Source organism: Enterobacter sp. PGRG2 (genome assembly GCF_030291195.1).
GTDB lineage: Bacteria > Pseudomonadota > Gammaproteobacteria > Enterobacterales > Enterobacteriaceae > Enterobacter_D.
In genome coordinates, this window is sequence record NZ_CP127837.1 from 2,507,469 (window position 1) to 2,530,596 (window position 23,128).

The following is a 23,128-nucleotide window of genomic DNA, read 5'->3' on the forward strand; positions in this document are numbered from 1 at the left end:
GCACAGAGCGCGCAGGGGGCGGCCAGTCGCCGCCGCCCCCTGCACCCCCGGGCTCCCGGCARGAAAATCGCCGCTTCGCGGTGCCCTCGGCTTATCCCTTCCGGCTTCGGGTCGGGCGCGATGCAGCGTCCCTGCAAGTCGCGCCCTCAGCCCGCATCCATGCGSGCTGCCCCGGCCGTAAGKGAACGCCTCAGCGATTTTCAGCCGGACTCCCCACACTTCCAGATTTTTTATAAACCCAATATCGCAGTTCCTGTAAGTTCAAATAAACTTCAAGCCACTCAGTCGTAACAAACCGTCATCGTAATTAACGCGAGGGGTTGAGTCCCCGCTGAAACCGGCGAACCGGAGGCCGGATGACAAGGGCTGGMCGCCATGGATGGCGGCCAGAGGCGAAATGAGGCAGGAKGCCGAATCGAGCCGACCGCRGGCAGACGGTCGGGAGGTGAGCGCAGTGCGCAGCACCGGTTTCTGTGCGGGGCCGCGGGGATTGCTAAGGGGGCCGCGGTGGCCCCCTTAGCACGTTCACCGTCAGCGGCGTCACGCCTGACACGAAACGCAAAGTGAACGGAACATTCCACCACACTTAACCACCCCGCTCACTGCGCCACCGCTGCCACCACCACCCCTGGCGCCTCTACCGTCGCACTCACCACCCGCTGGCTGCTCGCATTCTGCACCTTAATCACCTCCCCCTGATGCCCGCTTTTCAGCGCCACCCCGCTGGTCTGCGCGGTGATCTCCCCGTTGCGCGACACCAGCGTCACCGCCTGATCCCGCTTCACCCACAGCGGCCGATCCACATCGTTCGCCTTCACCGGCGTATTCACCCGCAGCGCATGGCGGGCCGTCAGGCCGAGCACCTCTTCCATCTTCATCACCAGCTCACCACGTTGATTGCTGATATTGAATTTTTTCAGCGTCAGCGCGTCAGCGGTCAGGCTTTCGCCACGCGCGATCTCACGCGCGGGCATCACTACCGGCAGGTAAATATCGGCTTTCACGGTCAGGGTAAAGCGCCAGCCCGCAGCGCCAGGACAGAGCACGCTGTAGCCGAGGCGCGGCAGCGTTTTCGCGCTGGCGGTAAAGATCGGCGGTTGCGGGCAGGGAGCGGTGCTGGCGACGGCGGCGGGCATAAAGACGTTAAAGCGGGAATGGTAATCGGGCCACTGCTTTTGCGCGGCCAGGTTCTTTACCGTCTGCTCAGCAAGCTGGATCGCGCCCTGGTTAATTTGCTGTCGCGCGCTGTCGGTTATCACCGCGCAGGCGGGGAATGTCAGCAGCAGCAGGGCCGCCGTCAGGGCTTCCGCCAGCGGAAAAGGAAGGCGGAAAAAGGCTTTCCGCGGCGACGGGGTATTCTTCATAAAAACGTTACCTTTCAATAAATTAAAAAATTGGCACGCCAATTGCTTAAAGGGCCAGCCAGTCAGAATTTAGTGAAGGAGAGTTGCAGAAGAATGGGCATCAGTTTTCAGCAAGCATTTGGTGTACATCCGCAGGCAGTGGCGTTACGTCTTGAGAGGACCGAGCTAATCACCGCCAACCTGGCAAACGTGGATACGCCAAATTTCAAGGCTAAAGATATTGATTTTGCCGCCGAGATGCAACGGGCAAATTTTCACCAGCCAGCGGAAAAGGCGGTGGCGATGTACCGCGTGCCCCTGCAACCGAGTCAGGACGGTAATACCGTCGATCTGGACGCGGAGCAGGCGCGGTTTTCGCAAAACAGTATGGATTATCAGAGCAGCCTGACGTTTTTAAATCTGCAAATCAGCGGCCTGCGCGCCGCTATTGAAGGGAAGTAACCATGTCTTTTGCTGACATTTATCAGATTTCGGGTTCGGCGATGAGCGCCCAGACGGTGCGTCTGAATACCGTCGCCAGCAATATCGCCAACGCCGATTCGCCTGCCGCCAGCGAGGCCGCCACCTACAAAGCCCGCAGCCCGGTGTTTGCGGCGGAGTACCACAGCAGCCTGGCGGCGACGGGGCATCATGAGATGACCGGCGCCAGCGTGCGGCTGGAGGACGTGGTGGAAACCGGTACCGCCGTGCGCCGCTACGAGCCGCATCATCCGATGGCGGATGAGAACGGCTACGTCTGGTATCCGGACGTGAACGTCGTCGAACAGATGGCCGACATGATGTCCGCGTCGCGGGATTTCGAAACCAACGTCGATGTGCTCAATAACGTGAAAAGTATGCAGCAAAGCCTGCTGCGGCTGGGAGAAAACGCATGAGCGTCACGGCAGTAAACAGCACCCAGCCGGGCGCGACGACGCAGGGAAGCGCCGCCCCGGTGAGCAGTAACCCTGGTGACCAGACCACCACCTCCACCAGCAGCTCAATGGCGGACACCTTTCTGACCCTGCTGGTGGCGGAGATCCAGAACCAGGATCCGACCGATCCGACTGACCCGACGGAATACATCACCCAGCTGTCGTCGATGGCGCAGGTGGCGATGGCGGAGGAGATGTCGGTGCAGATGAATACTAACGCGGTGCTGATGAGCAACATCCAGGTGATGGCCCTCGGCAATCTGGTGGGCGATCCGATCATGGTGCAGACCACCACGCTCAGCGTTGACGACAGCGCCATTCACGGTCGCGTAACCATTGATGATGCCTGTACCACCGTCGATCTCCATTTCACCGACGAAGCCGGTAACGACTACGTGGTGCCACTCGGCACGCAGTCGCCGGGCCAGGTGAGTTTCGATATCGATCCGGCGGATTACGGCATTCCTCCCGGTGATTACGAAGTCTCGGTGGTGACCAACACCGGCGAAGAGGAAGTGCCGGTTGAGGTGGCGGGCGTGGTCAACGATGTGCGCATTCCGCTCGACGGCAGCACGCCGGTGCTCAACGTCAGCGGCATCGGCGAGGTGCCTTTCACCATGATCAGCCAGTTCGGCGTGCCGGATGATGTCGCGCCTGCCGATGACGTTTTGGTTTAACCCTTACAAGGAACACAGGATTATTTTATGAGTTATGAAATTGCAGCAACCGGGCTGAACGCAGTTAACGAACAGCTGGACGGCATCAGTAACAATATCGCCAACGCCGGGACGGTGGGCTACAAATCCATGACCACCGAGTTCTCGGCGATGTATGCCGGCAGCCAGGCGATGGGCGTCAGCGTCAGCGGCACGGCGCAGAGCATCTCCCGCGGCGGTTCAATGGTGTCCACCGGCAATGCGCTGGATCTGGCGATTAACAACGACGGCTTTTTCGTCACCTGCGACAGCGCGGGCAACGTCTGTTACACCCGCTCCGGTTCATTTACCACCGATAAAGACGGCTATATCGTCAACACCTCCGGCGACTATTTGCAGGGCTATCCGGTGGATGACAGCGGTACGCTGCAAACCGGTACGGTAACCGATCTGCAAATCCAGACCGGCAATATTCCGGCGAAAGCTACCGACAGCGTGAGCTTCGGCGCCAACTTCGACGCCAGCGACGAGGCCATCGACACCGCCGCGGTGCCCTTTGATGCCACCAATGCCGCGTCTTACAACGACACCTACACCACCACGGTTTACGACTCGCTGGGCAACGAGCACACCGTCAGCCAGTACTTCACCAAAACGGCGGATAACACCTGGCAGGTGCATTACAGCTTTGATGGCGAAACGCAAAGCACTACCACCGAACTGGCCTTCGACAGCGCCGGTAAGCTCACCAGCCCGACCACGCCGGTGGCACTGAGCTTTGACGTGCCGGGTGCGGATCCGCTGACCCTGACCATGGATTACGGCACCTGTACCCAGTTCGGTTCGGAATTCGCTGTCAGTACCAACAGCGCCAATGGTTACGCCTCGGCGGAGCAGAACGGCGTGCAGGTGGACAGCGACGGCAAAGTTTATGCCACCTACAGCAACGGCGAGCGCATGTTGCAGGGGCAGGTGGTGCTGGCGACCTTCCCGAACGAAAACGGCCTTGAAGCGGTGAGCGGTACCTCATGGGTACAGACCGGCGAATCCGGCACCCCGCTGCTGGGCGTGCCCGGATCCGGGGCCTGCGGCACGCTGAGCACCGGCATGCTGGAAGGCTCGAACGTCGATATTACCGGCGAGCTGGTGGCGCTGATGTCGGCGCAGCGTAATTATCAGGCCAACACCAAAGTGATCTCCACCAGCACCCAGCTGGATCAGGCGCTGTTCCAGGCGATGTAAGACATGGACCGTTTACTTTTTACCGCCATGAGCGGAGCGACCCATGCGTTGCAGGGGCAGGCGATCAGCGCCAATAACCTGGCGAACGCCAGTACCACAGGTTTTCGCGCCGATCTGGCGCTGTCGCAAAGCCTGCCGGTGAACGGCAACGGTTTCGCCACTCGCGTGATGAGCCAACAGACGCCCGGCGGGGTGAACAGCGCCACTGCCGATGCTCAGGAAACCGGGCGGCCGCTGGACGTGGCCATTCAGGGCGATGGTTACATCGCCGTGCTGGATGACGACGGCCAGGAGGTCTACACCCGCAACGGCAATATCCAGCAGAACGACCAGGGCGAGCTGACCATCGACGGACATCCGGTGCTCGGCGACGGCGGCCCCATTGTGCTGCCGCCGAACGCCATCGCCTCCTTTGGCAGCGACGGCACCCTGTCCATCACTCCGGACGACGGCGATGTTACCGCCACCATGGATATCGACCGCCTGAAGCTGGTGACTATTGCGCAAAACAACCTCAGCAAAAATGAGCGCGGCATGATGATCACCCGCGACGGCCAGCCCGCGCAGCCCGATGAAAACGTCAGGGTCAGCGGCGGCTTTCTGGAGGGCAGCAACGTCTCAGCCGTCGCGGAAATGCTGGCTTCCATTTCCTTAAACCGCCAGTTCGAAGCGCAGATCAAAATGATGAAGGCGGCGGAAGAACTGAGCGAATCCGGTAACCGTTTACTTCGTGGCTCCTGAGGAGCCGCGTGATCAGGATAAAAAATGAACGCAGCTTTATGGATCAGTAAAACCGGTCTGTCGGCGGAAGACGCCGAAATGAGCGCTATCGCCAACAACATCGCCAACGTCAACACCAACGGGTTCAAGCGTGACCGGGTGATGTTTCAGGATCTGTTCTATCAGAATCAGCGCGCGCCGGGTGCAATGCTTGATCAGAACAATATTGCGCCCACCGGCATTCAGTACGGCAGCGGCGTGCGCGTGGTCGGCACGCAGAAAACCTTCACCGAAGGCAATATCCAGACCACCGAAAATCCGCTGGACGTCGCCATTATGGGGCAGGGCTTTTTCCAGGTGCAGAAGGCCAACGGCGACAGCGCTTACAGCCGTGACGGTAATTTGCAGGTTAACGCCGACGGCGTGCTGACCAACGCCCAGGGCCTGCCGATCCAGCCGGAAATCGACGTGCCCGCCAACGCCACTGACATCACCATCGCCGAAGACGGCACGGTGATGGCGATGATGCCGGGCGAAGCCGAGCCGACCGAACTGGGGCAGATCACGCTGGTGAACTTTACCAACCCGGCGGGGCTGATGGCGGAAGGGGACAACCTCTATCTGGAAACTGCCGCCAGCGGCCAGCCTACGGAAGGCACGCCGGGCGAGGACGCACTGGGCACCCTGAAGGCAGGGGCGCTGGAAGGCTCCAACGTCGACATCGTTAATGAAATGGTGGCGATGATCACCGTCCAGCGCGCTTATGAGATGAACGCCAAAATGGTCTCCGCCGCCGACGAGATGTTGCAGTACATCAATCAGAACATGTAGGGCTAAGGGCCGCCTGTGCGCGGCCCGTGTGAAGTCACAGGAATGAAAGTGAAAAAATATTTGTGGTTAATCATGGCATTGCCGCTGTTAAGCGGCTGCGAGTCGCAGGCGATGCTGGTCAACAAAGACGATGCGGCTTTTGCTCCGCCTGACGCGGCGGTAGCGCCGACGCCGGAAGGACGCGCGGGCGGGGTCTTTCAGGCGGGCTATAACTGGTCGCTCACGGCGGATCGCCGCGCTTACCGGGTGGGGGACATTCTGACGGTGATCCTCGATGAGTCCACCCAGTCCAGCAAACAGGCGAAAACCAATTTCGACAAGAGCAGCAGTCTGGATATCGCCGCCCCCACGATTTTTGGCAAAACCAAAGACAAACTGGAAAGCTCTGCTGACGCTGACCGCAGCTTTGATGGCGGGGCCAGCTCACAGCAGCAAAACAGTCTTCACGGCTCGATCACCGTGTCGGTTCATCAGGTTTTGCCAAATGGCGTGATGGAGATCCGCGGCGAGAAGTGGCTGACCCTTAATCAGGGGGATGAATATATCCGCCTGAGCGGGCTGGTGCGTGCCGACGATGTGCAGAACGACAATACCGTTTCCTCCCAGCGGATCGGCAATGCGCGTATTTCCTACGCCGGGCGCGGGGCGCTCAGCGACGCCAATGCCGCAGGCTGGCTGACGCGGCTGTTCAACCATCCTCTGTTCCCGCTGTAACCCGGAGTTGTTTATGAAGTGTTTTACATGTCCACAGGGGCGCTGGCTGCTGCTCATTACCCTGATGCTGACGCTGTTTACCGTCCATGCTCAGTCGCTGGAGTCGCTGGTGGATATTCAGGGCGTGCGCGGCAACCAGCTCATCGGTTACAGCCTGGTGGTCGGTCTTGACGGCACCGGCGATAAAAATCAGGTGAAGTTCACCAACCAGACCATCACCAACATGCTGCGTCAGTTCGGCGTGCAGCTGCCGGCGAAAATCGATCCGAAGGTGAAAAACGTCGCCGCCGTGGCGGTGAGCGCCACGCTGCCGCCGATGTACGCTCGCGGACAGAATATTGATGTGACGGTGTCGTCCATTGGCGATGCAAAAAGCCTGCGCGGCGGCACGCTGCTGCTGACGCAGTTGCACGGCGCGGATGGCGAAGTTTACGCGCTGGCGCAGGGTAACGTGGTGGTCGGCGGCATGAACGCCAGCGGGGCCAGCGGCTCCAGCGTCACGGTCAACACGCCCACCAGCGGGCGCATCCCTAACGGCGCGTCGGTGGAGCGGGAAATTCCCAGCGACTTCGGCATGAGCAATGCGGTGATGCTTAACCTCAAGCGTCCGAGCTTTAAGGATGCCAATAACATTGCGGCGGCCATCAACCGCGCCTTTGGCGGTGGCCTGGCGACGGCGAAAAGTTCCACTAACGTCGAAGTGATCGCCCCCACCGACGCCGGTGCGCGCGTGGCCTTTATGTCGCAGCTGGAGGATGTGCAGGTGCAGGCGGAGCGGGTACGGGCGAAAGTGGTGTTTAACGCCCGTACCGGCACGGTGGTGATGGGTGACGGCGTGGCGCTGCATGCGGCGGCGGTGTCTCATGGCAATCTGACGGTGTCGATCTCGGAAACCACCCGCGTCAGCCAGCCGAACGCCATGTCCCGTGGCCGCACCGTGGCGTCGCCGGACAGCAACGTCAACGTCGATCATGCGCGTGCGCAAATGGTGGCGCTGCCGGAGTCCACCAGCCTGAAAACCCTCGTCAGTGTGCTGAACGGTCTTGGCGCGTCGCCGGACGATGTGATGTCGATTTTGCAGGCGCTGCATGAAGCGGGCGCGCTGGATGCCGATCTGGAGGTGATTTAAATGGAAAACCTTAACGCCATTACGCACGCCCTGCGCGCCTCTGACAGCCGCGACGCGGCGGCGGTGCGTGACCATGACATAAAAGAAGCCTCCGCGCAGTTCGAGGCGATTTTCATGCGCAGCCTGCTGAAAGAGATGCGCAAGGTCAATGCGCTGTTCGACTCGAAAGATAACCCCTTTAACAGCGATGCGGTGCGCACTATGCAGGGTTTTTACGACGACGCCCTGTGCGACGAACTGGCTAAACGCCAGGGGATCGGCATCGCGGAGATGCTGGTCAAGCAGCTGTCGGCACAGCATCACGATTAAGGTTTAAGAACGGGCGCGGTCCGGTCGCTTTAGCTTGCTAACGCGAATTTTTAGCCGGGCCTGACCCGACGAGGAGTACCAGATGGACATGATAAATATTGGTTACAGCGGGGCATCCGCGGCTCAGGTGCAGCTGAACGTCACGGCGCAGAACACCGCCAACGCCATGACGCCAGGCTATACCCGGCAGGTGGCGATGACCAGCACCATTGGCGCAAGCGGTGGCGCGGTAAACAGCGCGGGCAACGGCGTGCAGGTGGACAGCATCTGCCGCGTGTCAAATCAGTATCTGGTCAATCAGGTCTGGTATGCCGCCAGCGACAACGGCTTTTACAGCACCCAGCAGCAGTACCTGACGCAGCTGGAAACCGTGTTAAGCGATCCGAACAGCAGCCTGAGCGCCGGATTCGATAACTTTTTTGCCGCGCTTAACGAGGCGTCCGCCAACCCGGACGACTCCGCCCTGCGCCAGCAGGTGATCAGCGAAGCGAACGCGCTGGCGCTGCGCTTTAACAATACCTGCGACTACATTCAGTCCCAGAGCGATGAACTGCTCAGTCAGGAGCAGGCAACCATCGCGCAGATCAACAGCCTGACCTCCGGCATCGCGGGCTATAACCAGCAGATCGCCGAGGCGGAAGCCAACGGCGATAACGCGTCCGCGCTCTATGACGCCCGTGACCAGATGGTGCAGCAGTTGAGCGGCCTGGTGGACGTGCAGGTGCAGATAGACGATCGCGGTAATTACAACATCTCTCTGCCGAACGGCCAGCCGCTGGTCAGCGGCCAGGACTGCTCGACCATTGCGATGAGCAGCAATGCAGACGGCACGCCGTGCATGGAGCTGACCTTCGCCGGCACCACCTACACCATGACGGAGGAGACCGGCGGCGCGCTGGGGGCGCTCTTTACCTACCAGAGCGACGTGCTGGATCCGCTGACCGCTACCATCAACAGCATCGCCGAACAGTTTACCAGCGCCGTCAACAGCCAGCTGGCGGCGGGTTACGATCTGAATGGCAATCCCGGCGCGCCGCTGTTTATTTACGATCCCACCAATCCGGACGGCCCGCTGCTGGTTAACCCGGACATCAGCGAAGACGAGCTGGCGTTCTCCGGCTCGCCGGACGAATCCGGCAACAGCGATAACTTACAGGCGCTGATAAACATCTCCACCGAACCGATGGAGATCGAGGGTCTCGGCAGCGTCACCGTCGGCAACGCCTGCTCGACGCTGATCAGCAATATCGGTATTTACAACCGCCAGAACCAGACGGAGGCACAGTCTGCCAGCAATGTTTACAACGAAGCGCAAAACCAGCAGATGAGCGTCAGCGGCGTCAGCATGGATGAGGAGGCCGTCAACCTCATCACCTATACCCAGATTTATCAGGCCAACCTGAAAGTGATTTCTACCGGTGCGGAGATTTTTGATTCCGTACTTGAGATGTTCTGAGCAACCGGAAACGACAGACTATGCGCGTAAGCACTCAACAATCCTACAGCACCATGACCACCCGCTTCACTAACCTGTCGGCGCAGCTGGAGCATGTGGTGACGCAGATGGCCACCGGGCAACGCATTATATTGCCGTCAGATGACCCCATTGCCGCCGCAAGGATCACCCAGCTCGATCGCCAGCAGGCGGCCATCGAACAGTATCAGAGCAATATCAACAGCGTCTCAGCCAGTATGAGCCAGCAGGAGAGCGTGCTGGACGGCGTCAACAACAGCCTGCTGGCGATCCGCGATGACTTGCTGGAAGCGGCAAACGGCACCAATACCGCCGAATCCCTGGCGGGTTACGGCCAGGAGATCCAGTCGCTGACCGAATCTATGGTGGCGGCGCTCAACTATCAGGATGAAGACGGTCACTATATTTTTGGCGGCACGGTGAACGACACCCCGCCCATCACCTATGACGATACCGATGGCGACGGGGAAGGGGATGAATACGTCTATCACGGCAATATGAATCACCGCACCGCCACCGTCTCGAACGGCGTGGTGATGGACACTAACGTCTCGGTGGGGGAGATTTTTGGTCAGGGGCTGGAGCTTTTCAACACCCTTGATGACCTCGCGAAAGAGATGCAGGATCCCACGGTCGATCCTGTGGCGATGCAGGATGATATTTCCCATGCCATCAACCTGATTGATGAAAGCGCTGACTCGCTGAACACCGCCATCGCCAGCCTCGGCGAGCGGCAGAACACCATGAGTATGCTGAGCGACGCCCAGACCGGCATTTCCGATGCTAATGCCGATTTAATTGGTCAGCTTGGCGATCTGGATTACGGCCCGGCCAGCATCACTTTTACCGGACTGGAAATGGCCATGGAAGCCACCATGAAGACTTACTCGAAAGTGAGTGAGCTGAACCTTTTTAGCGTTATTTAACGACTTCCACGCCCAGGATCATCATGCAGGTTGGTTTACAAACTTCAACGCATACCCGTACCGGCGGACTAACGTCTGCCGTTCGTCAGCCGGGCGTCGGGCGCACCGCTCCCGTCAGCGATAAAGCGCCGTCTGGCGACTACCCGGCATCACCACTCATCGCCACCCGTCCGCAGCGCTACAGCGTACAGCTTAACGATCAGCTCACCACGTTGCAGCAGGCGGATCACTGGCTGGGGCAACTGGAGCGCGCGCTGGTGGATTATCGCCACGGCGGGCAGCGGGATCCGGCGACCGTGCAGTCGCTGCTCGACGGTCGTCTGGCGCTGACCGGCGGCGCGGTGGACCGGGAACTGCAACCGGTGCTACAGGGGCAGGCGCAGGTGCGCTTTCATGCGCCGCAGCTGAGCCAGGCGCTGGCGGCGGATGGCCCGCAGAAACTGCTGTTCAGCGTACAGCACGGGCGGAAAACCCTGCTGTCCGGGCTGAATATTAACGGCAACGGCGATGCCGGACAGAGGGCGACGAAAATCAGCACCGCATTACGCCGCGTCGGCGTGCAGCCCCTGAAAGGACAGGAGGGCTTTACTGCCAGTGAGCAGCACTGGGCGCAGCTGCAAAACAGCTTCGCCGCGCAGCGGGAAGGGGCGGGGCAGAAAAGCGCCATTGCGGTGGCGGCGTATCCGGCGCAGACGGAAACCCTTGCCGCCGCGCTCCCCAGCGGGCAGCAGGCGCAGCGCGTGGTGCAGGAGACGCTCAGTCAGGTAAGCGCACAGCGTCAGCAGCTGGCGCTCCAGCAGGAGAAAGTCCGCCAGCGTATTGACGATATGTCGCGTTTTGCGCAGTCGCAGAGTGCGGTGGAGGCCTCCGCGCGGCTGGCGGGAACCCTGGATGCGGCCAGCCATAATTATGAGGTGCTGGCGCAGGCGATTAATGGCCAGGCGAATCTGTCGAAGCTGACGGTGCGCAGCCTGCTGGATTAACGTTTCGGGCAGGGCTGCCCGTCAGGTTGCAGCAGGCCTTTTTCGGTGATCAACATGGTGGCGCTGTCCTGATTAAACAGCAGCTGGCGAGCGTCGCCCAGCGGCACGCTCACACTTTGCAGATCGTTATCATTGATAAAGCCCAGCACCGGGAACAGCGTGGTGTCCGTGCCGGTGACGTGGGCGTTCTGCAGACGTAAGAACGACTCGCCGCTCTGTTCGCCGCCGGGGGCGGTACAGGCGATTAGCTGCATTTGCAGGGCAAAAGCCTCATCCCCTGGCCGGGTCAGAACCAGACGCGCTCCCCGCTCCGCAGGGGCGGTGGTCAGGTTATAAACCGCGTGTTCAGCCGTTGCCAGATCGTAAATCCCGACCTGGGTGCGGGCAATAACGGGCGCAGCCTGAAGGCTACCGGCGATACCGGCGAGCAGCAGACCCGCGATAACATTACGAACAGGCAGGCATTTCATTAAGCGTGCGCTCCGTTTCCGTGTGAATTAATTGACCCAGTTTTTTAACATCCTGTTGCCAGCTGCGTATTTCCATTAACAACTGATATTCTTTACCGCACTGATTTTGCACCAGCAGGATCACCGACATTTTTTGTACCGCCCCGTAATAATAAATCGTCAGCGTTGCCTTATGCGCCGTAAGCAGCATATTGATGCCTTCCAGCGACTCCGCAATATGCGACGACAATACCGCGCCTGATGTATTCACGCCCGTGCGGTGCAGACGAAATAATTTAATTTTGTCATTTTGCGGCGACAGCTCTTCTTTAATCGACAGACGGGAAGTGGCAAGCGGCGCAGAATTCTGCCCCCCGGGATAAATCAGCCAGATAAGCCCGCAGCCAAGCAGCAGCAACAGCGCCGCCAGGACAATCAGGCGGTGTTTATTGCGCGGCGCAGGCGCGCTGGCGGGCGGGGCATCCGTCACGTCGGCAACCGGTTCAGGATCGGGCTGAGTCAGGGGCTGGGACGCAGAGAGCGGCTCATCCGGCAGCAGGACGACAAAGTCTTTATTCAGCAGATAGCCTTTTTTCGGGATGGTTTTGATGATCTCCTGTACCCGGCCATCGTCCCCCAGCGCTACCCGCAGAGCATAGACAGCGGTCAGCAGGCTGTTATTTCCGACGACGCGGTTTTTCCATACTTCGCTCATCAGAAAATCACGCGACACCACCTCCCCGGCATGATTAACCAGCGTTTCGAGCATAATAAAATGGAATTCACCAAGGCGGCGGATCTCCCCCGTTTCCCGGTGTACCAGACCGTTTAACGACGGCTCAACTTTCCAGTTATTAACAATGATCTGCATAGTGATTTGTTAATAAATTGGTGAGTATTAATTTATTTTTCACAACGTAAGATTCCACTTAGCCGCAGGGAGGGTAAATGTATCGGATGATTATCACCCCATCAATCTAAGAATAGTCTTAACTCATAAATTAATAATTAATTAATTTCTAAGCTAACGGATTGATAAAGCTTGCCGTCAGCGCCTGGGGGTATTAACGTCGCTGGTAATTGTAGACGATCGGCCCGCAAAGGCCGTCGCGACTGGCAAGTTTGATTAATGTAATGAGGTCATCATGTTTAAAGCCATTCAGATTGATAAAGCGGAAGGACAGTATTCGGCATCCCTGGTGGAGCTGGACGAGCAGGCGTTGCCGGAAGGTGACGTCACCGTCGCGGTGGAATACTCCTCCATTAACTATAAAGATGCGCTGGCTATTACCGGTCGCGGCCCGATTGTGCGCCAGTTCCCTATGGTGCCGGGTATTGATTTCGCCGGGACCGTAACCGCCAGCGACAGCGCGGCGTTTGCCGTGGGCGACCGCGTGCTGCTGACCGGCTGGGGCGTGGGCGAACGTCACTGGGGCGGACTGGCAGGCAAGGCGCGGGTCAAAAGCGAATGGCTGACGAAAATGCCGTCCGGCGCGGATGCAAAACAGGTGATGGCTATCGGTACGGCGGGCTTTACCGCCATGCTGTGCGTGCAGGCGGTGCTGGATCACGGCGTGAAGCCTGAAGACGGCCCGGTGCTGGTGACCGGCGCGGGCGGCGGCGTGGGCAGCTGCGCGGTGATCATTCTTTCTGCCATGGGCTATCAGGTGGTGGCGTCGACCGGCCGTCCGCAGGAAGCCGGATGGATGCGCGAACAGCTGGGGGCCAGCGACATTATCAACCGTGATGAGCTGAGCGCGCCGGGTAAACCGTTACAGAAAGAGCGCTGGGCGGCGGCGATCGATACCGTCGGCAGCCATACGCTGAGCAACGTCTGCGCCAGCGTCCGTTATGACGGCATAGTCGCGGCATGCGGCATGGCGCAGGGTATGGATCTCCCGGCGACAGTGGCGCCTTTCATTCTGCGCGGCGTTACGCTGCGCGGTATCGACAGCGTGATGGTGAGCAGCGAAAAACGTCCGGCGATCTGGGAGAAAGCCTGTCAGTATTTAACGCCTGCGGCGCTGGATAAACTGAGTGCCACTTATCCGCTGAGCGATGCCATTGACGTGGCGGAAAAACTGCTGAACGGGCAGATCCGTGGCCGTGCGGTGATTGAGATTTAATTCTGGCGGGGTTGCCGGGTGGCGCTGACGCTTACCCGGCCTACAATATAACGCAGGCCCGGCAAGCTTGCGCCGCCGGGCAATGTGCAGCAACGTTATTTGCGAATATCGTGCGCGGTGTCGTTTTCGCGGCAATCGCCTTCAGCGCAGTGGCCGTAGAGGTAAAGGCTGTGGTTGGTCAGGCGGATCCCGTGCTGAGCGGCGATTTCACGCTGACGTAATTCAATGGAATCATCGCTGAATTCAATCACTTTGCCGCAGTCGAGGCAGATCAGGTGATCGTGGTGATGCTGCTGCGTCAGTTCAAAAACAGATTTACCGCCTTCGAAATTATGACGGGTCACAATACCGGCGTCATCGAACTGGTTAAGCACGCGGTAGACCGTCGCCAGGCCAATCTCTTCGCCCATGTCGATCAGTCGTTTGTATAAATCTTCCGCACTGACATGGTGGTTGTCAGGTCCCTGGAGTACCTCAAGGATCTTTAACCGAGGAAGCGTGACTTTCAGGCCAGCCTTCTTTAGTGCGGTGTTATTGTCAGTCATGCGGAATCTGTCCTGTAGCTAAACGATTCACTTCCAAATGGAAGTTAATGAGAATGACGTTGAGTTAATGCGTCTCATTATAGAACTGCCATGTCTAAATGAAAACTGCAAGTCCTCAAGCAAAGTATGCGTATAAAACGTGGTGTCACTAACAAACCCGTAAGCAATCACGTTCAATCAGGGGATATTGTACAGGTATGCGTGCGAAAGTTAAAAAATTGTAGCAATTATTTTGATTGGTTATATCTATTAATGCGGCGCAGCCAACAGGTTACGCCGCACAAAAATCAGGCGTTGATGATCTCATCTAAATGAAGTTCTTCAGAAATCTGCTTCACCCATTTTTCCACGCGCTCAGCGGTCAGTTCCGGCTGGCGATCTTCATCAATGGCCAGACCGACGAAGTGGTCGTCGTCCGCCAGACCTTTGGAGGCTTCGAAATGATAGCCCGCGGTCGGCCAGTGACCGACGATAGTCGCGCCGCGCGGCTCAATGATGTCGCGGATGGTGCCCAGCGCATCGCAGAAATATTCCGCGTAGTCTTCCTGGTCGCCACAGCCGAACAGGGCGACTAATTTGCCGTTAAAATCGACCTCTTCCAGCGTCGGGAAGAAATCGTCCCAGTCGCACTGCGCTTCACCATAATACCAGGTCGGGATGCCCAGCAGCAGAATATCGTAACCTTCGAGATCTTCTTTGCTGCTTTTGGCGATGTCATGCACGTCCGCAACATCTTTACCAAGCTGCTTTTGGATCATTTTCGCGATATTTTCGGTATTACCCGTGTCGCTGCCGAAAAAAATGCCTGTGATTGCCATGAGTAAAATAACCTCTTGAAACTTAATGATATGGTGGTGGCGCAATGCCCACGGATAAGGGCAATCATAGCAGAACAGAGAAGGACGCGGAAACTGCAAACGCCTCAGACTGCACTCTGTGCTACATGAAAGTGTTATTTAGCGGGATTTTCAGACTATCCCCTGGCCGCGCAGCAGCGCGAGCTGAGCCATTAAAAGCTCCTCAATCAGTTCGCTACGGCTGATGTCACGATCCTCGGCCAGTTCATTTAAGGCTTCGACGGCGTCCGCGTTCAGTTTTAGCTCGACGCGTTTGAGGCCACGAACCTTATCGCGTTTCAGCTGATTCCGCTTATTAATGCGCAACTGTTCGTCACGCGAATGCGGATTCGTTTTCGGTCGTCCTGGGCGACGATCATTCGCGAACAGATCGAGTGTCGTGCGGTCCGTTTGTTCTTTAGCCATGATTTTGAGTGACGTCGGGGGAAAAACAAGCTGCCTGGTGGAGGCCCTGCGCAATTAGCGCGCCATCATACATCAGGGAGAGGGGCACGCCAACGACCGGGCGCGCCGCGGCGCTCGGTCGCCGGGTTTTTAATCAACTGGCATTATCAGCAAGATAGCGACGTATCGCCCGCAGTACGGCATCGGGTTTTTCCGCATGCACCCAGTGCCCGGCACCGGCGACCACATGCGCCCGCGCCTGCGGGAATTGCGCCAGCAGCGCATCACGGTACGCATCGGTCACGTAAGGGGAGTTGCCGCCGCGAATAAACAGGGCCGGTTTATCGAAGGCGGGGACGGTTTTCCAGCCGATGATGTTCTCATACTGATCCCAGAGTACCGGCACGTTAAAGCGCCACCCGCCGTCGGCCCAGGATTTAAGCAGAAACTGGATCACGCCTTCTTCGTCCAGATGCTCGCGCATCACGGCGGCGGCCAGCTGGCGGGTACTCACCCCGGCATCGGTAACGGCATTGATGGCGGTAAAAATCTCGTCGTGGCGGCGCACCGGATAAGCGACCGGCGCCATATCAATCGCCACCAGCCTGTCGATGCGTTCGGGGGCCAGCGCGGTCAGCGCCATCACCGCTTTACCGCCCATGGAGTGACCAATAAAGGTGGCTTTTTCGATCCCTGATTCGTCAAGGGTATCCAGCAGATCCTGCGCCATCGCCGGGTAGGTCATCTCCGGCGAACGCGGGGAAAGACCGTGGTTGCGCATATCCACCTGTACCACGTCGTGGTCGCTAATCAGATCGCGGGCTAAGATCCCGAGGTTATCCAGGCTGCCAAACAGGCCGTGAACAAGGACGATGGGAGAATTGTTGTGCGATTGTTGTGCAGTTTGCGCGCGGGTATTCAATTTCATGGCAAAGTTCTTTTTTTCGCTCTCTCAGGTTAGGGTATCATGTTGACCATTCTGCCGCCCGGCTGCAAGGGATCATCTTTATCTGACTTTTGCGTCAGAAAAGCCTGGCCGCTATCCGCTGTTGAGATTTGCCCCTATAATCTCAATGACTTGTATTCAGAAAAGTGACCTCACTGGATTAAGATGAAAACGATCGAAGTTGATGATGAACTCTACACCTACATTGCCAGCCACACGAAACACATTGGCGAGAGTGCATCCGACATTTTAAGGCGCATGCTGAAGTTTTCTGCCGCCGCGCAGTCTGCGGCCCCTGTGACCAAAGCCGCGCCGGCTGCCGCTGTCAGCCCTGCCCCTGATGTCGTATCCAACCCGGTAAAAGATAAAGTCCGCGCCATGCGTGAACTGCTGCTCTCTGACGAATATGCCGATCAGAAGCGCGCGGTTAATCGTTTTATGCTGGTGCTGTCTACACTGTATTCACTGGATGCAAAAGGTTTCGCCGACGCCACCGAGTCATTACATGGCCGTACGCGCGTCTACTTTGCAGCAGATGCGAAGACGCTGCTGCAAAGCGGAAACCAGACCAAACCCAAAGAAGTGCCAGGCACACCTTACTGGGTGATCACCAACACTAATACGGGCCGTAAATGCGGCATGATCGAACACATCATGCAGTCGATGCAGTTCCCGGCGGAATTGATCGAAAAGGTTTGCGGCACAATTTAATCCTTGCATAAGAAGGACCAGGCAATGGCTAACCACCCACGTGCAGGACAACCTGCACAGCAGAGCGATCTGATTAACGTCGCCCAACTTACCTCTCAGTACTATGTGCTGAAGCCGGAAGTGGGTCATGCAGAACATGCGGTCAAATTCGGCACTTCAGGCCACCGTGGCAGCGCTGCCCGTCACAGCTTTAACGAGCCGCACATTCTGGCTATCGCCCAGGCGATTGCGGAAAACCGCGCGAAAAACGGCATTACCGGTCCATGCTATGTGGGTAAAGATACCCATGCGCTGTCAGAGCCTGCGTTTAACTCCGTGCTGGAGGTGCTGGCAGCCAACGGCGTGGACGTGGTGGTGCAGGAAAATAACGGCTATACGCCGACCCCTGCCGTATCCAATGCGATCCTGGAGCACAACAAAAAAGGCGGCGCTCAGGCCGATGGCATCGTCATCACCCCGTCGCACAACCCGCCGGAAGATGGCGGTATTAAATACAATCCGCCAAACGGCGGCCCGGCCGATACCAACGTCACCAAAGTGGTGGAAGATCGCGCCAACCAGTTGCTGGCCGATGGCCTGAAAGACGTGAAGCGCCTGTCGCTGGATGAAGCGCTGGCCTCCGGCCATATTAAAGAACAGGATCTGGTGCAGCCGTTTGTTGAAGGGCTGGCGGAGATCGTAGATATGGCGGCGATCCAGAAAGCGGGCCTGACGCTGGGCGTCGATCCGCTGGGCGGCTCCGGTATCGAATACTGGAAACGTATCGCCAGCCATTACAACCTGAACCTGACTATCGTGAACGATCACGTCGATCAGACCTTCCGCTTTATGCATCTCGATAAAGACGGCGCGATCCGTATGGACTGCTCCTCCGAGTGCGCGATGGCGGGCCTGCTGGCGCTGCGCGATAAGTTCGATCTGGCGTTTGCCAATGACCCGGACTATGACCGTCACGGTATCGTCACGCCTGCTGGCCTGATGAACCCGAACCATTACCTTGCTGTCGCCATCAACTACCTGTTCCAGCATCGCCCGCAGTGGGGTCAGGATGTTGCCGTCGGTAAGACCCTGGTTTCTTCGGCGATGATCGACCGCGTGGTGGACGCGCTGGGCCGTAAGCTGGTGGAAGTGCCGGTGGGCTTTAAATGGTTTGTGGATGGTCTGTACGACGGCAGCTTCGGCTTCGGTGGCGAAGAGAGCGCGGGCGCGTCCTTCCTGCGCTTCGACGGCACCCCGTGGTCGACGGATAAAGACGGCATCATCATGTGCCTGCTGGCCGCAGAAATCACCGCGGTAACCGGTAAAAACCCGCAGCAGCATTATGACGAGCTGGCCGAACGCTTTGGTGCGCCGAGCTATAACCGTTTACAGGCGTCTGCTTCGTCGGCGCAAAAAGCGGCGCTGTCTAAGCTGTCACCGGAAATGGTCAGCGCAGACACCCTGGCAGGCGATCCGATCACTGCGCGTCTGACCGCGGCGCCGGGTAACGGCGCGTCTATCGGCGGGCTGAAAGTGATGACCGAAAACGGCTGGTTTGCGGCGCGTCCGTCCGGTACGGAAGATGCGTACAAGATTTACTGCGAAAGCTTCCTCGGCGAAGAGCACCGTAAGCTGATCGAGAAAGAAGCGGTAGAGATTGTCAGCGAAGTTCTGAAAAACGCGTGATCCTGTTGCCGGGTGGCGCTGCGCTTACCCGGCCTACATGGCTGAAAAACGCGTGATCTTGTTGCCGGGTGGCGGCTTCGCCTTACCCGGCCTACATGACCCGTAGGCCCGGCAAGCCTGCGCCGCCGGGCGAAAAACACCAAAGCCTCCCTTTACCGGGAGGCTTTTTTTCAGCCGTGCTTATCTTTGAGCTCAAAGCGCGGCGACACCAGCCCGTACAGCGTCCAGCCCATAAAGGTCACGATCGCGCCATACAGCATCGCTTCCGGCCCGGAGGAGTAGAGCGCATAGAAGCTGTAGAGCGCGCCCATCAGCGCCACCACGTTAGCGGCCTTCGCTTTACGCGGATCCACCTTCGCCACCTTCTGAATGATCACCAGTGCCGCCATCGACAGAATATACGGAATGATGTTGGTCACCACCGCCAGATTCACCAGCACGTTGAACTGTTTGTTCAGCGACGGGCTGATGGTCATCAGCGACAGTCCACTCTGAATAATGACAATGGTCAGCATTCCTTTTACCGGCGCATCCGCTTTACTCACCTTCGAGAAGATTTTCGGGAAATAGCCTTCGTCAGCGGAAGATTTGAACACCTGCGCGATAGTGAACTGCCAGCCGAGCAGCGAACCGCAGCAGGACATCACCATCAGTCCCATGATCACTTTCCCGACGCCCGGCGTGAACATCTGCGAGAAAGCCAGCCCGAACGGGGCAGTGGAGTTTGCCAGATCCATATTCGGCACAATTCCCGCGATAACGTTGGTGGAGACGACATAAATCACCGCCGCCCCCAGGGTGCCGCCCATCACCGCGATGGGCACGTTGCGCTCCGGATTTTCCACCACCTCGGTATTAGCGCAGGCGGATTCCAGCCCCAGAAAAGCCCACAGCGTCATGGCAATGGACGACCCCACGGCATCAAAGAACGGCACCTGATGCGGGTTCCAGGACTGAGCGTACATCTCCGGGCTGAACCAGAACCAGCCGATCACCGACAGGCCGATCACCGGAATGATCACCCCCCAGATGGTGATACTGCTGAGCTGCCCGGTAATGCGCGCGCCGCCAAAGTTCGCCACCGTGCAGATCCACAGCACGCAAATAGTGGCGATACCTATCTGCACCGGGCTGAGCGTGGCGCCGAGCAGTTCGCTGCCGTAGCCGACGGCGGAAATGGCAATGGCGACGTTGGCAATCAGCAGCGATACGCCATAGGTGTAGTTCGCCATAAAGTTGCCGGACTTACCGAAAGCGTACTCCGCGTAACCGCCCATACCGCCTGACTTACGGCTGAACATCCCGCATTTGGCAAAGGCCCACGCCAGCGCCGTGGAGCCGACCGCCGTCACCAGCCAGGAGATAATCGAGATGGTGCCCACTTCCGCAAGCTTGGTGGGCAGCATAATAATGCCGGAGCCCATCATATTGACCATCGTCAGAATGGTGAGCGGCACAACGCCCATCTTGTTGGATTTGCTCATAATGTTTCCCCTTTCAACAGCGCCGGTTCAGCGGTTTGCGGCTTAATGACGTAGCACCACACCTGTTTTCGTCCGTCGATCTCTTTGATGTAGACACCCTGCAGTTCAGGCGCAAAGCCCGGCAGCAGATTGATGCCTTCTTCCAGCGCGGCGAAGTAACGCAGCACCGCGCCGCCCCAGATCTCGCCAGGCACCACGCACAGCACCCCCGGCGGGTAGGGGAGCGCCCCTTCCGCGGCGATCCGCCCCTCGGCATCGCGCAGCGTCACCAGCTCCACTTCGCCACGGATATAGGCGTAGTTTGCCGCCTGCGGATTCATCTTCACCGGCGGGAAGTGATCTTTTCGGAACATCTCTTTTTGCAGCTGTTTGACGTTGTTACGCGCATAGAGATCGTGCATCTCCTGACACAGCTGGCGCAGCGTATAGCCTTCATAACGCTGCTGATGCTGGCGATAGAGCGACGGCAGCACCTCCTGTAACGGCGCATCGTTTTCCAGCAGTTTCTCGAACTGCACCAGCTGCGATACCAGTTGCTGAAGTTTGCCCATGCCTTCCGCCGGGGTGAGCAGGAAGAGGATCGAGTTCAGATCGCACTTCTCCGGCACGATGGCGTTCTCACGCAGATAGTTCGCCAGAATGGTGGCCGGGACGCCAAAGCTCTCGTACTCGCCGGTGCGGGCGTTGATGCCCGGCGTGGTAAGCAGCAGTTTGCAGGGATCGACAAAATACTGGTGCGGCGCGTAGCCTTCGAAGGCGTGCCAGTTTTCCCCCGGCACGAAATGGAAGAAGCGCAGATCGCGGCAAATGTCGTGCGTCTCGAAGGTTTCCCACGGACGGCCATCGACGGTGGCGGGCACAAAGGGGCGGATGAACTTGCAGTTTTGCAGGATCATTTTGCGCGCTTCCACGCCCTGTTCGACGCAGCGCATCCACATCCGTTTCCCGCTTTCGCCTTCATGCATCCGGGCGTTAACGTCCAGCGCGGCAAACAGCGGATAAAACGGGCTGGTGGAGGCGTGCATCATAAAGGCGTTATTGAGGCGCTTATGGGGCACATAGCGCGGCTGGCCTTTGATATGGCTGTCTTTTTTATGGATCTGCGAGGTCTGGGAAAATCCGGCCTGCTGTTTATGCACCGACTGGGTAACGAGAATGCCCGGATCCTTTTCATTCAGTTCCAGCAGCAGCGGCGAGCAGTCGGCCATCATCGGGATAAACTGCTCGTAGCCGACCCAGGCCGAATCAAACAGGATGTAATCGCACAGATGCCCGATCTTATCCACCACCTGACGCGCGTTATAAATGGTGCCGTCATAAGTGCCAAGCTGGATCACCGCCAGGCGGAACGGGCGGGGCGTATTCCTGTGTTGCGGGGCAACTTCCGCAATCTGCTCGCGCAGATAGTTTTCTGCAAAACAGTGGGCGTCTATGCCGCCGATAAAACCGTAGGGGTTACGCGCCGTTTCCAGATACACCGGCGTCGCCCCGGCCTGCAACAGCGCGCCGTGGTGGTTGGATTTGTGGTTATTACGGTCGAACAGCACCAGATCCCCCGGCGTCAGCAGCGCATTGAGCACCACTTTATTCGCCGATGAGGTGCCGTTAAGCACGAAATAGGTTTTATCGGCATTAAAGACTTTTGCCGCGTGCTGCTGGGCAATGCAGGGTGCGCCTTCATGGATCAGTAAATCGCCCATAGCCACATCGGCATTACAGAGATCCGCGCGGAACAGCGTCTCGCCGAAGAAATCGACAAACTGATTACCGGCAGGATGGCGGCGAAAGAATTGTCCGCCCTGATGGCCGGGGCAATCAAAGGCGCTGTTTCCCTGTTTTACGTAATCCACTAACGCGCTGAAAAACGGCGGACGTAAGGCGCGCTCATATTTTTGCGCGGCGGCTTCGAGCTGGCGGCCATAATAATCATGGCAGGCATCCTGATATTCAAATACCCCCTGAATGCGCGCCAGATACTCCGACGGCACAAATTCCCCTTCATGGCTGACGACAAAAAGCGGAATGCCAAAACCGGTTTCTTCTATTTCTTCGACGATCCCTTTATAAATATCGTTAATGGATAATACGACCGCGGCGACATCCATATAATCGGTGTCGTTAACATTTACTATTTCACGCTGGGTGGTAAAACAGTCCGGACAGGCGCGGCTGACCGCAATTTTTAAGCGTTGCATAATCTTTCCTTGTTTAAAGGGACAGGGCGTCCCGCAACTCCCATAAGGGGAATTGATATGATTTTTAAATAAGCGTCAGCGCCGGAGAATAAACTCCAGTGAAAACGTTATTTGTATTTATGTTGGGCGTGCGCGAAACCAGACGTCAGCTAAATCGCTGAAATCAGGAAAAGAGGGCAGGCCCGAAACCAGAACGGTTATCGGGCGTTAAAGAAATGAAAGTCGAAGCTGTTACGGTGGGCAAACATCATAATATGGGTGGTGCGTCTTATATGAGGCATCAGCCTGCTGTTATTTTCCATAATAAAATCCTTTTGCTGTTTGAAAGCGCGGTCATTTTATCCTGGAAATACGGGTAGTCTGTGAGGGTGATCAACAAAAACAGCGCAGATCAGAAATATTTAGTCGTTAAAAGTGAATAACGCCGAATGGATCACCTGGTTGCGTGAAAAGGTTAAATAGATGTTATAAAACTGGTTTTATTATATTTTCGCTGTTTTATTC

Annotated in this window: 25 protein-coding genes; 15 read left to right on the top strand and 10 right to left on the bottom strand. The window is 57.8% G+C overall.

Annotated elements, in window-relative coordinates; translation table 11 throughout:
* Positions 1-599: 599 nt before the first annotated feature.
* Entirely contained in the window at positions 600-1,364 is a 765-nt protein-coding gene (flgA, locus tag QRD42_RS11015) for a flagellar basal body P-ring formation chaperone FlgA (protein WP_321987108.1), read from the bottom strand.
* Positions 1,365-1,457: 93 nt separating this feature from the next.
* Here flgA and flgB point away from each other — a divergent pair, with 93 nt between their 5' ends.
* From flgB to QRD42_RS11075, 12 genes are all read left to right on the top strand, one after another.
* On the top strand, positions 1,458-1,805 hold the full coding sequence (gene flgB / locus QRD42_RS11020; protein WP_321987109.1) for a flagellar basal body rod protein FlgB: 348 nt from the start codon (positions 1,458-1,460) through the stop codon (positions 1,803-1,805).
* A 2-nt stretch (positions 1,806-1,807) separates the two neighbouring features.
* Positions 1,808-2,239 (top strand): flagellar basal body rod protein FlgC, encoded by a 432-nt coding sequence (flgC, locus tag QRD42_RS11025; RefSeq protein WP_321987110.1) that lies wholly within the window; start codon positions 1,808-1,810, stop codon positions 2,237-2,239.
* Positions 2,236-2,955 carry a flagellar hook capping FlgD N-terminal domain-containing protein gene (locus QRD42_RS11030; protein ID WP_321987111.1) on the top strand — a complete coding sequence of 240 codons (720 nt, stop codon included), beginning with the start codon at positions 2,236-2,238 and terminating at the stop codon, positions 2,953-2,955. Before flgC ends, QRD42_RS11030 begins: the two co-directional genes overlap by 4 nt.
* 27 nt (positions 2,956-2,982) lie before the next feature.
* Positions 2,983-4,176, top strand: a complete 1,194-nt coding sequence (flgE, locus tag QRD42_RS11035; protein WP_318364632.1) for a flagellar hook protein FlgE — start codon at positions 2,983-2,985, stop codon at positions 4,174-4,176.
* A gap of 3 nt (positions 4,177-4,179) precedes the next feature.
* On the top strand, positions 4,180-4,917 hold the full coding sequence (locus tag QRD42_RS11040; RefSeq protein ID WP_072567803.1) for a flagellar basal body rod protein FlgF: 738 nt from the start codon (positions 4,180-4,182) through the stop codon (positions 4,915-4,917).
* A gap of 24 nt (positions 4,918-4,941) precedes the next feature.
* Positions 4,942-5,727 (top strand): flagellar basal-body rod protein FlgG, encoded by a 786-nt coding sequence (gene flgG, locus QRD42_RS11045; protein ID WP_318373199.1) that lies wholly within the window; start codon positions 4,942-4,944, stop codon positions 5,725-5,727.
* Positions 5,728-5,775: 48 nt separating this feature from the next.
* Entirely contained in the window at positions 5,776-6,441 is a 666-nt protein-coding gene (flgH, locus tag QRD42_RS11050; protein WP_321987112.1) for a flagellar basal body L-ring protein FlgH, read from the top strand.
* Positions 6,442-6,505: 64 nt separating this feature from the next.
* Entirely contained in the window at positions 6,506-7,570 is a 1,065-nt protein-coding gene (locus tag QRD42_RS11055) for a flagellar basal body P-ring protein FlgI (RefSeq protein ID WP_321988753.1), read from the top strand.
* Positions 7,571-7,879: a rod-binding protein gene (locus QRD42_RS11060; RefSeq protein ID WP_321987113.1), complete on the top strand. Its 309-nt coding sequence runs from the start codon at positions 7,571-7,573 to the stop codon at positions 7,877-7,879.
* Between the two features lie 82 nt (positions 7,880-7,961).
* Complete coding sequence (gene flgK, locus QRD42_RS11065; RefSeq protein ID WP_321987114.1) at positions 7,962-9,335, top strand: flagellar hook-associated protein FlgK; 1,374 nt, start codon at positions 7,962-7,964, stop codon at positions 9,333-9,335.
* Between the two features lie 20 nt (positions 9,336-9,355).
* Complete coding sequence (gene flgL / locus QRD42_RS11070) at positions 9,356-10,279, top strand: flagellar hook-associated protein FlgL (RefSeq protein ID WP_321987115.1); 924 nt, start codon at positions 9,356-9,358, stop codon at positions 10,277-10,279.
* Between the two features lie 23 nt (positions 10,280-10,302).
* A complete protein-coding gene (locus QRD42_RS11075) occupies positions 10,303-11,262 on the top strand; it encodes a flagellar hook-associated protein (RefSeq protein ID WP_321987116.1) in 960 nt (319 codons plus the stop codon).
* Here the strand turns inward: QRD42_RS11075 and QRD42_RS11080 are convergent.
* Complete coding sequence (locus QRD42_RS11080) at positions 11,259-11,732, bottom strand: hypothetical protein (RefSeq protein WP_321987117.1); 474 nt, start codon at positions 11,730-11,732, stop codon at positions 11,259-11,261. The genes QRD42_RS11075 and QRD42_RS11080 overlap by 4 nt on opposite strands.
* Positions 11,710-12,582 carry a winged helix-turn-helix domain-containing protein gene (locus tag QRD42_RS11085; RefSeq protein ID WP_321987118.1) on the bottom strand — a complete coding sequence of 291 codons (873 nt, stop codon included), beginning with the start codon at positions 12,580-12,582 and terminating at the stop codon, positions 11,710-11,712. The genes QRD42_RS11080 and QRD42_RS11085 overlap by 23 nt, the downstream gene beginning before the upstream one ends.
* 274 nt (positions 12,583-12,856) lie before the next feature.
* Between QRD42_RS11085 and QRD42_RS11090 the strand changes: the two genes are divergently transcribed.
* Positions 12,857-13,837 (top strand): MDR family oxidoreductase, encoded by a 981-nt coding sequence (locus tag QRD42_RS11090; protein ID WP_321987119.1) that lies wholly within the window; start codon positions 12,857-12,859, stop codon positions 13,835-13,837.
* 95 nt (positions 13,838-13,932) lie between these two features.
* Here the strand turns inward: QRD42_RS11090 and fur are convergent, their stop codons facing one another.
* The 4 genes from fur to ybfF form a co-directional block, all read right to left on the bottom strand.
* A complete protein-coding gene (gene fur / locus QRD42_RS11095) occupies positions 13,933-14,382 on the bottom strand; it encodes a ferric iron uptake transcriptional regulator (RefSeq protein WP_072567814.1) in 450 nt (149 codons plus the stop codon).
* 287 nt (positions 14,383-14,669) lie between these two features.
* Positions 14,670-15,200, bottom strand: a complete 531-nt coding sequence (fldA, locus tag QRD42_RS11100; RefSeq protein ID WP_181683537.1) for a flavodoxin FldA — start codon at positions 15,198-15,200, stop codon at positions 14,670-14,672.
* 150 nt (positions 15,201-15,350) lie between these two features.
* On the bottom strand, positions 15,351-15,644 hold the full coding sequence (ybfE, locus tag QRD42_RS11105) for a LexA regulated protein (RefSeq protein ID WP_072567816.1): 294 nt from the start codon (positions 15,642-15,644) through the stop codon (positions 15,351-15,353).
* Positions 15,645-15,777: 133 nt separating this feature from the next.
* A complete protein-coding gene (gene ybfF, locus QRD42_RS11110; protein WP_321987120.1) occupies positions 15,778-16,551 on the bottom strand; it encodes an esterase in 774 nt (257 codons plus the stop codon).
* A 183-nt stretch (positions 16,552-16,734) separates the two neighbouring features.
* Between ybfF and seqA the strand changes: the two genes are divergently transcribed.
* Both seqA and pgm read left to right on the top strand, forming a co-directional pair.
* Positions 16,735-17,280, top strand: coding sequence for a replication initiation negative regulator SeqA (seqA, locus tag QRD42_RS11115; RefSeq protein ID WP_072567818.1), 546 nt, complete (start codon positions 16,735-16,737; stop codon positions 17,278-17,280).
* A 24-nt stretch (positions 17,281-17,304) separates the two neighbouring features.
* On the top strand, positions 17,305-18,945 hold the full coding sequence (gene pgm, locus QRD42_RS11120) for a phosphoglucomutase (alpha-D-glucose-1,6-bisphosphate-dependent) (RefSeq protein ID WP_321987121.1): 1,641 nt from the start codon (positions 17,305-17,307) through the stop codon (positions 18,943-18,945).
* Between the two features lie 170 nt (positions 18,946-19,115).
* Here the strand turns inward: pgm and potE are convergent, their stop codons facing one another.
* The 3 genes from potE to speFL all read right to left on the bottom strand — a co-directional run bounded on the left by potE (position 19,116) and on the right by speFL (position 22,926).
* Entirely contained in the window at positions 19,116-20,429 is a 1,314-nt protein-coding gene (potE, locus tag QRD42_RS11125; RefSeq protein ID WP_318373187.1) for a putrescine-ornithine antiporter, read from the bottom strand.
* Complete coding sequence (speF, locus tag QRD42_RS11130) at positions 20,426-22,624, bottom strand: ornithine decarboxylase SpeF (protein WP_321987122.1); 2,199 nt, start codon at positions 22,622-22,624, stop codon at positions 20,426-20,428. Before speF ends, potE begins: the two co-directional genes overlap by 4 nt.
* Positions 22,625-22,821: 197 nt before the next feature.
* On the bottom strand, positions 22,822-22,926 hold the full coding sequence (speFL, locus tag QRD42_RS11135) for a leader peptide SpeFL (protein ID WP_110510109.1): 105 nt from the start codon (positions 22,924-22,926) through the stop codon (positions 22,822-22,824).
* Positions 22,927-23,128: the final 202 nt, after the last annotated feature.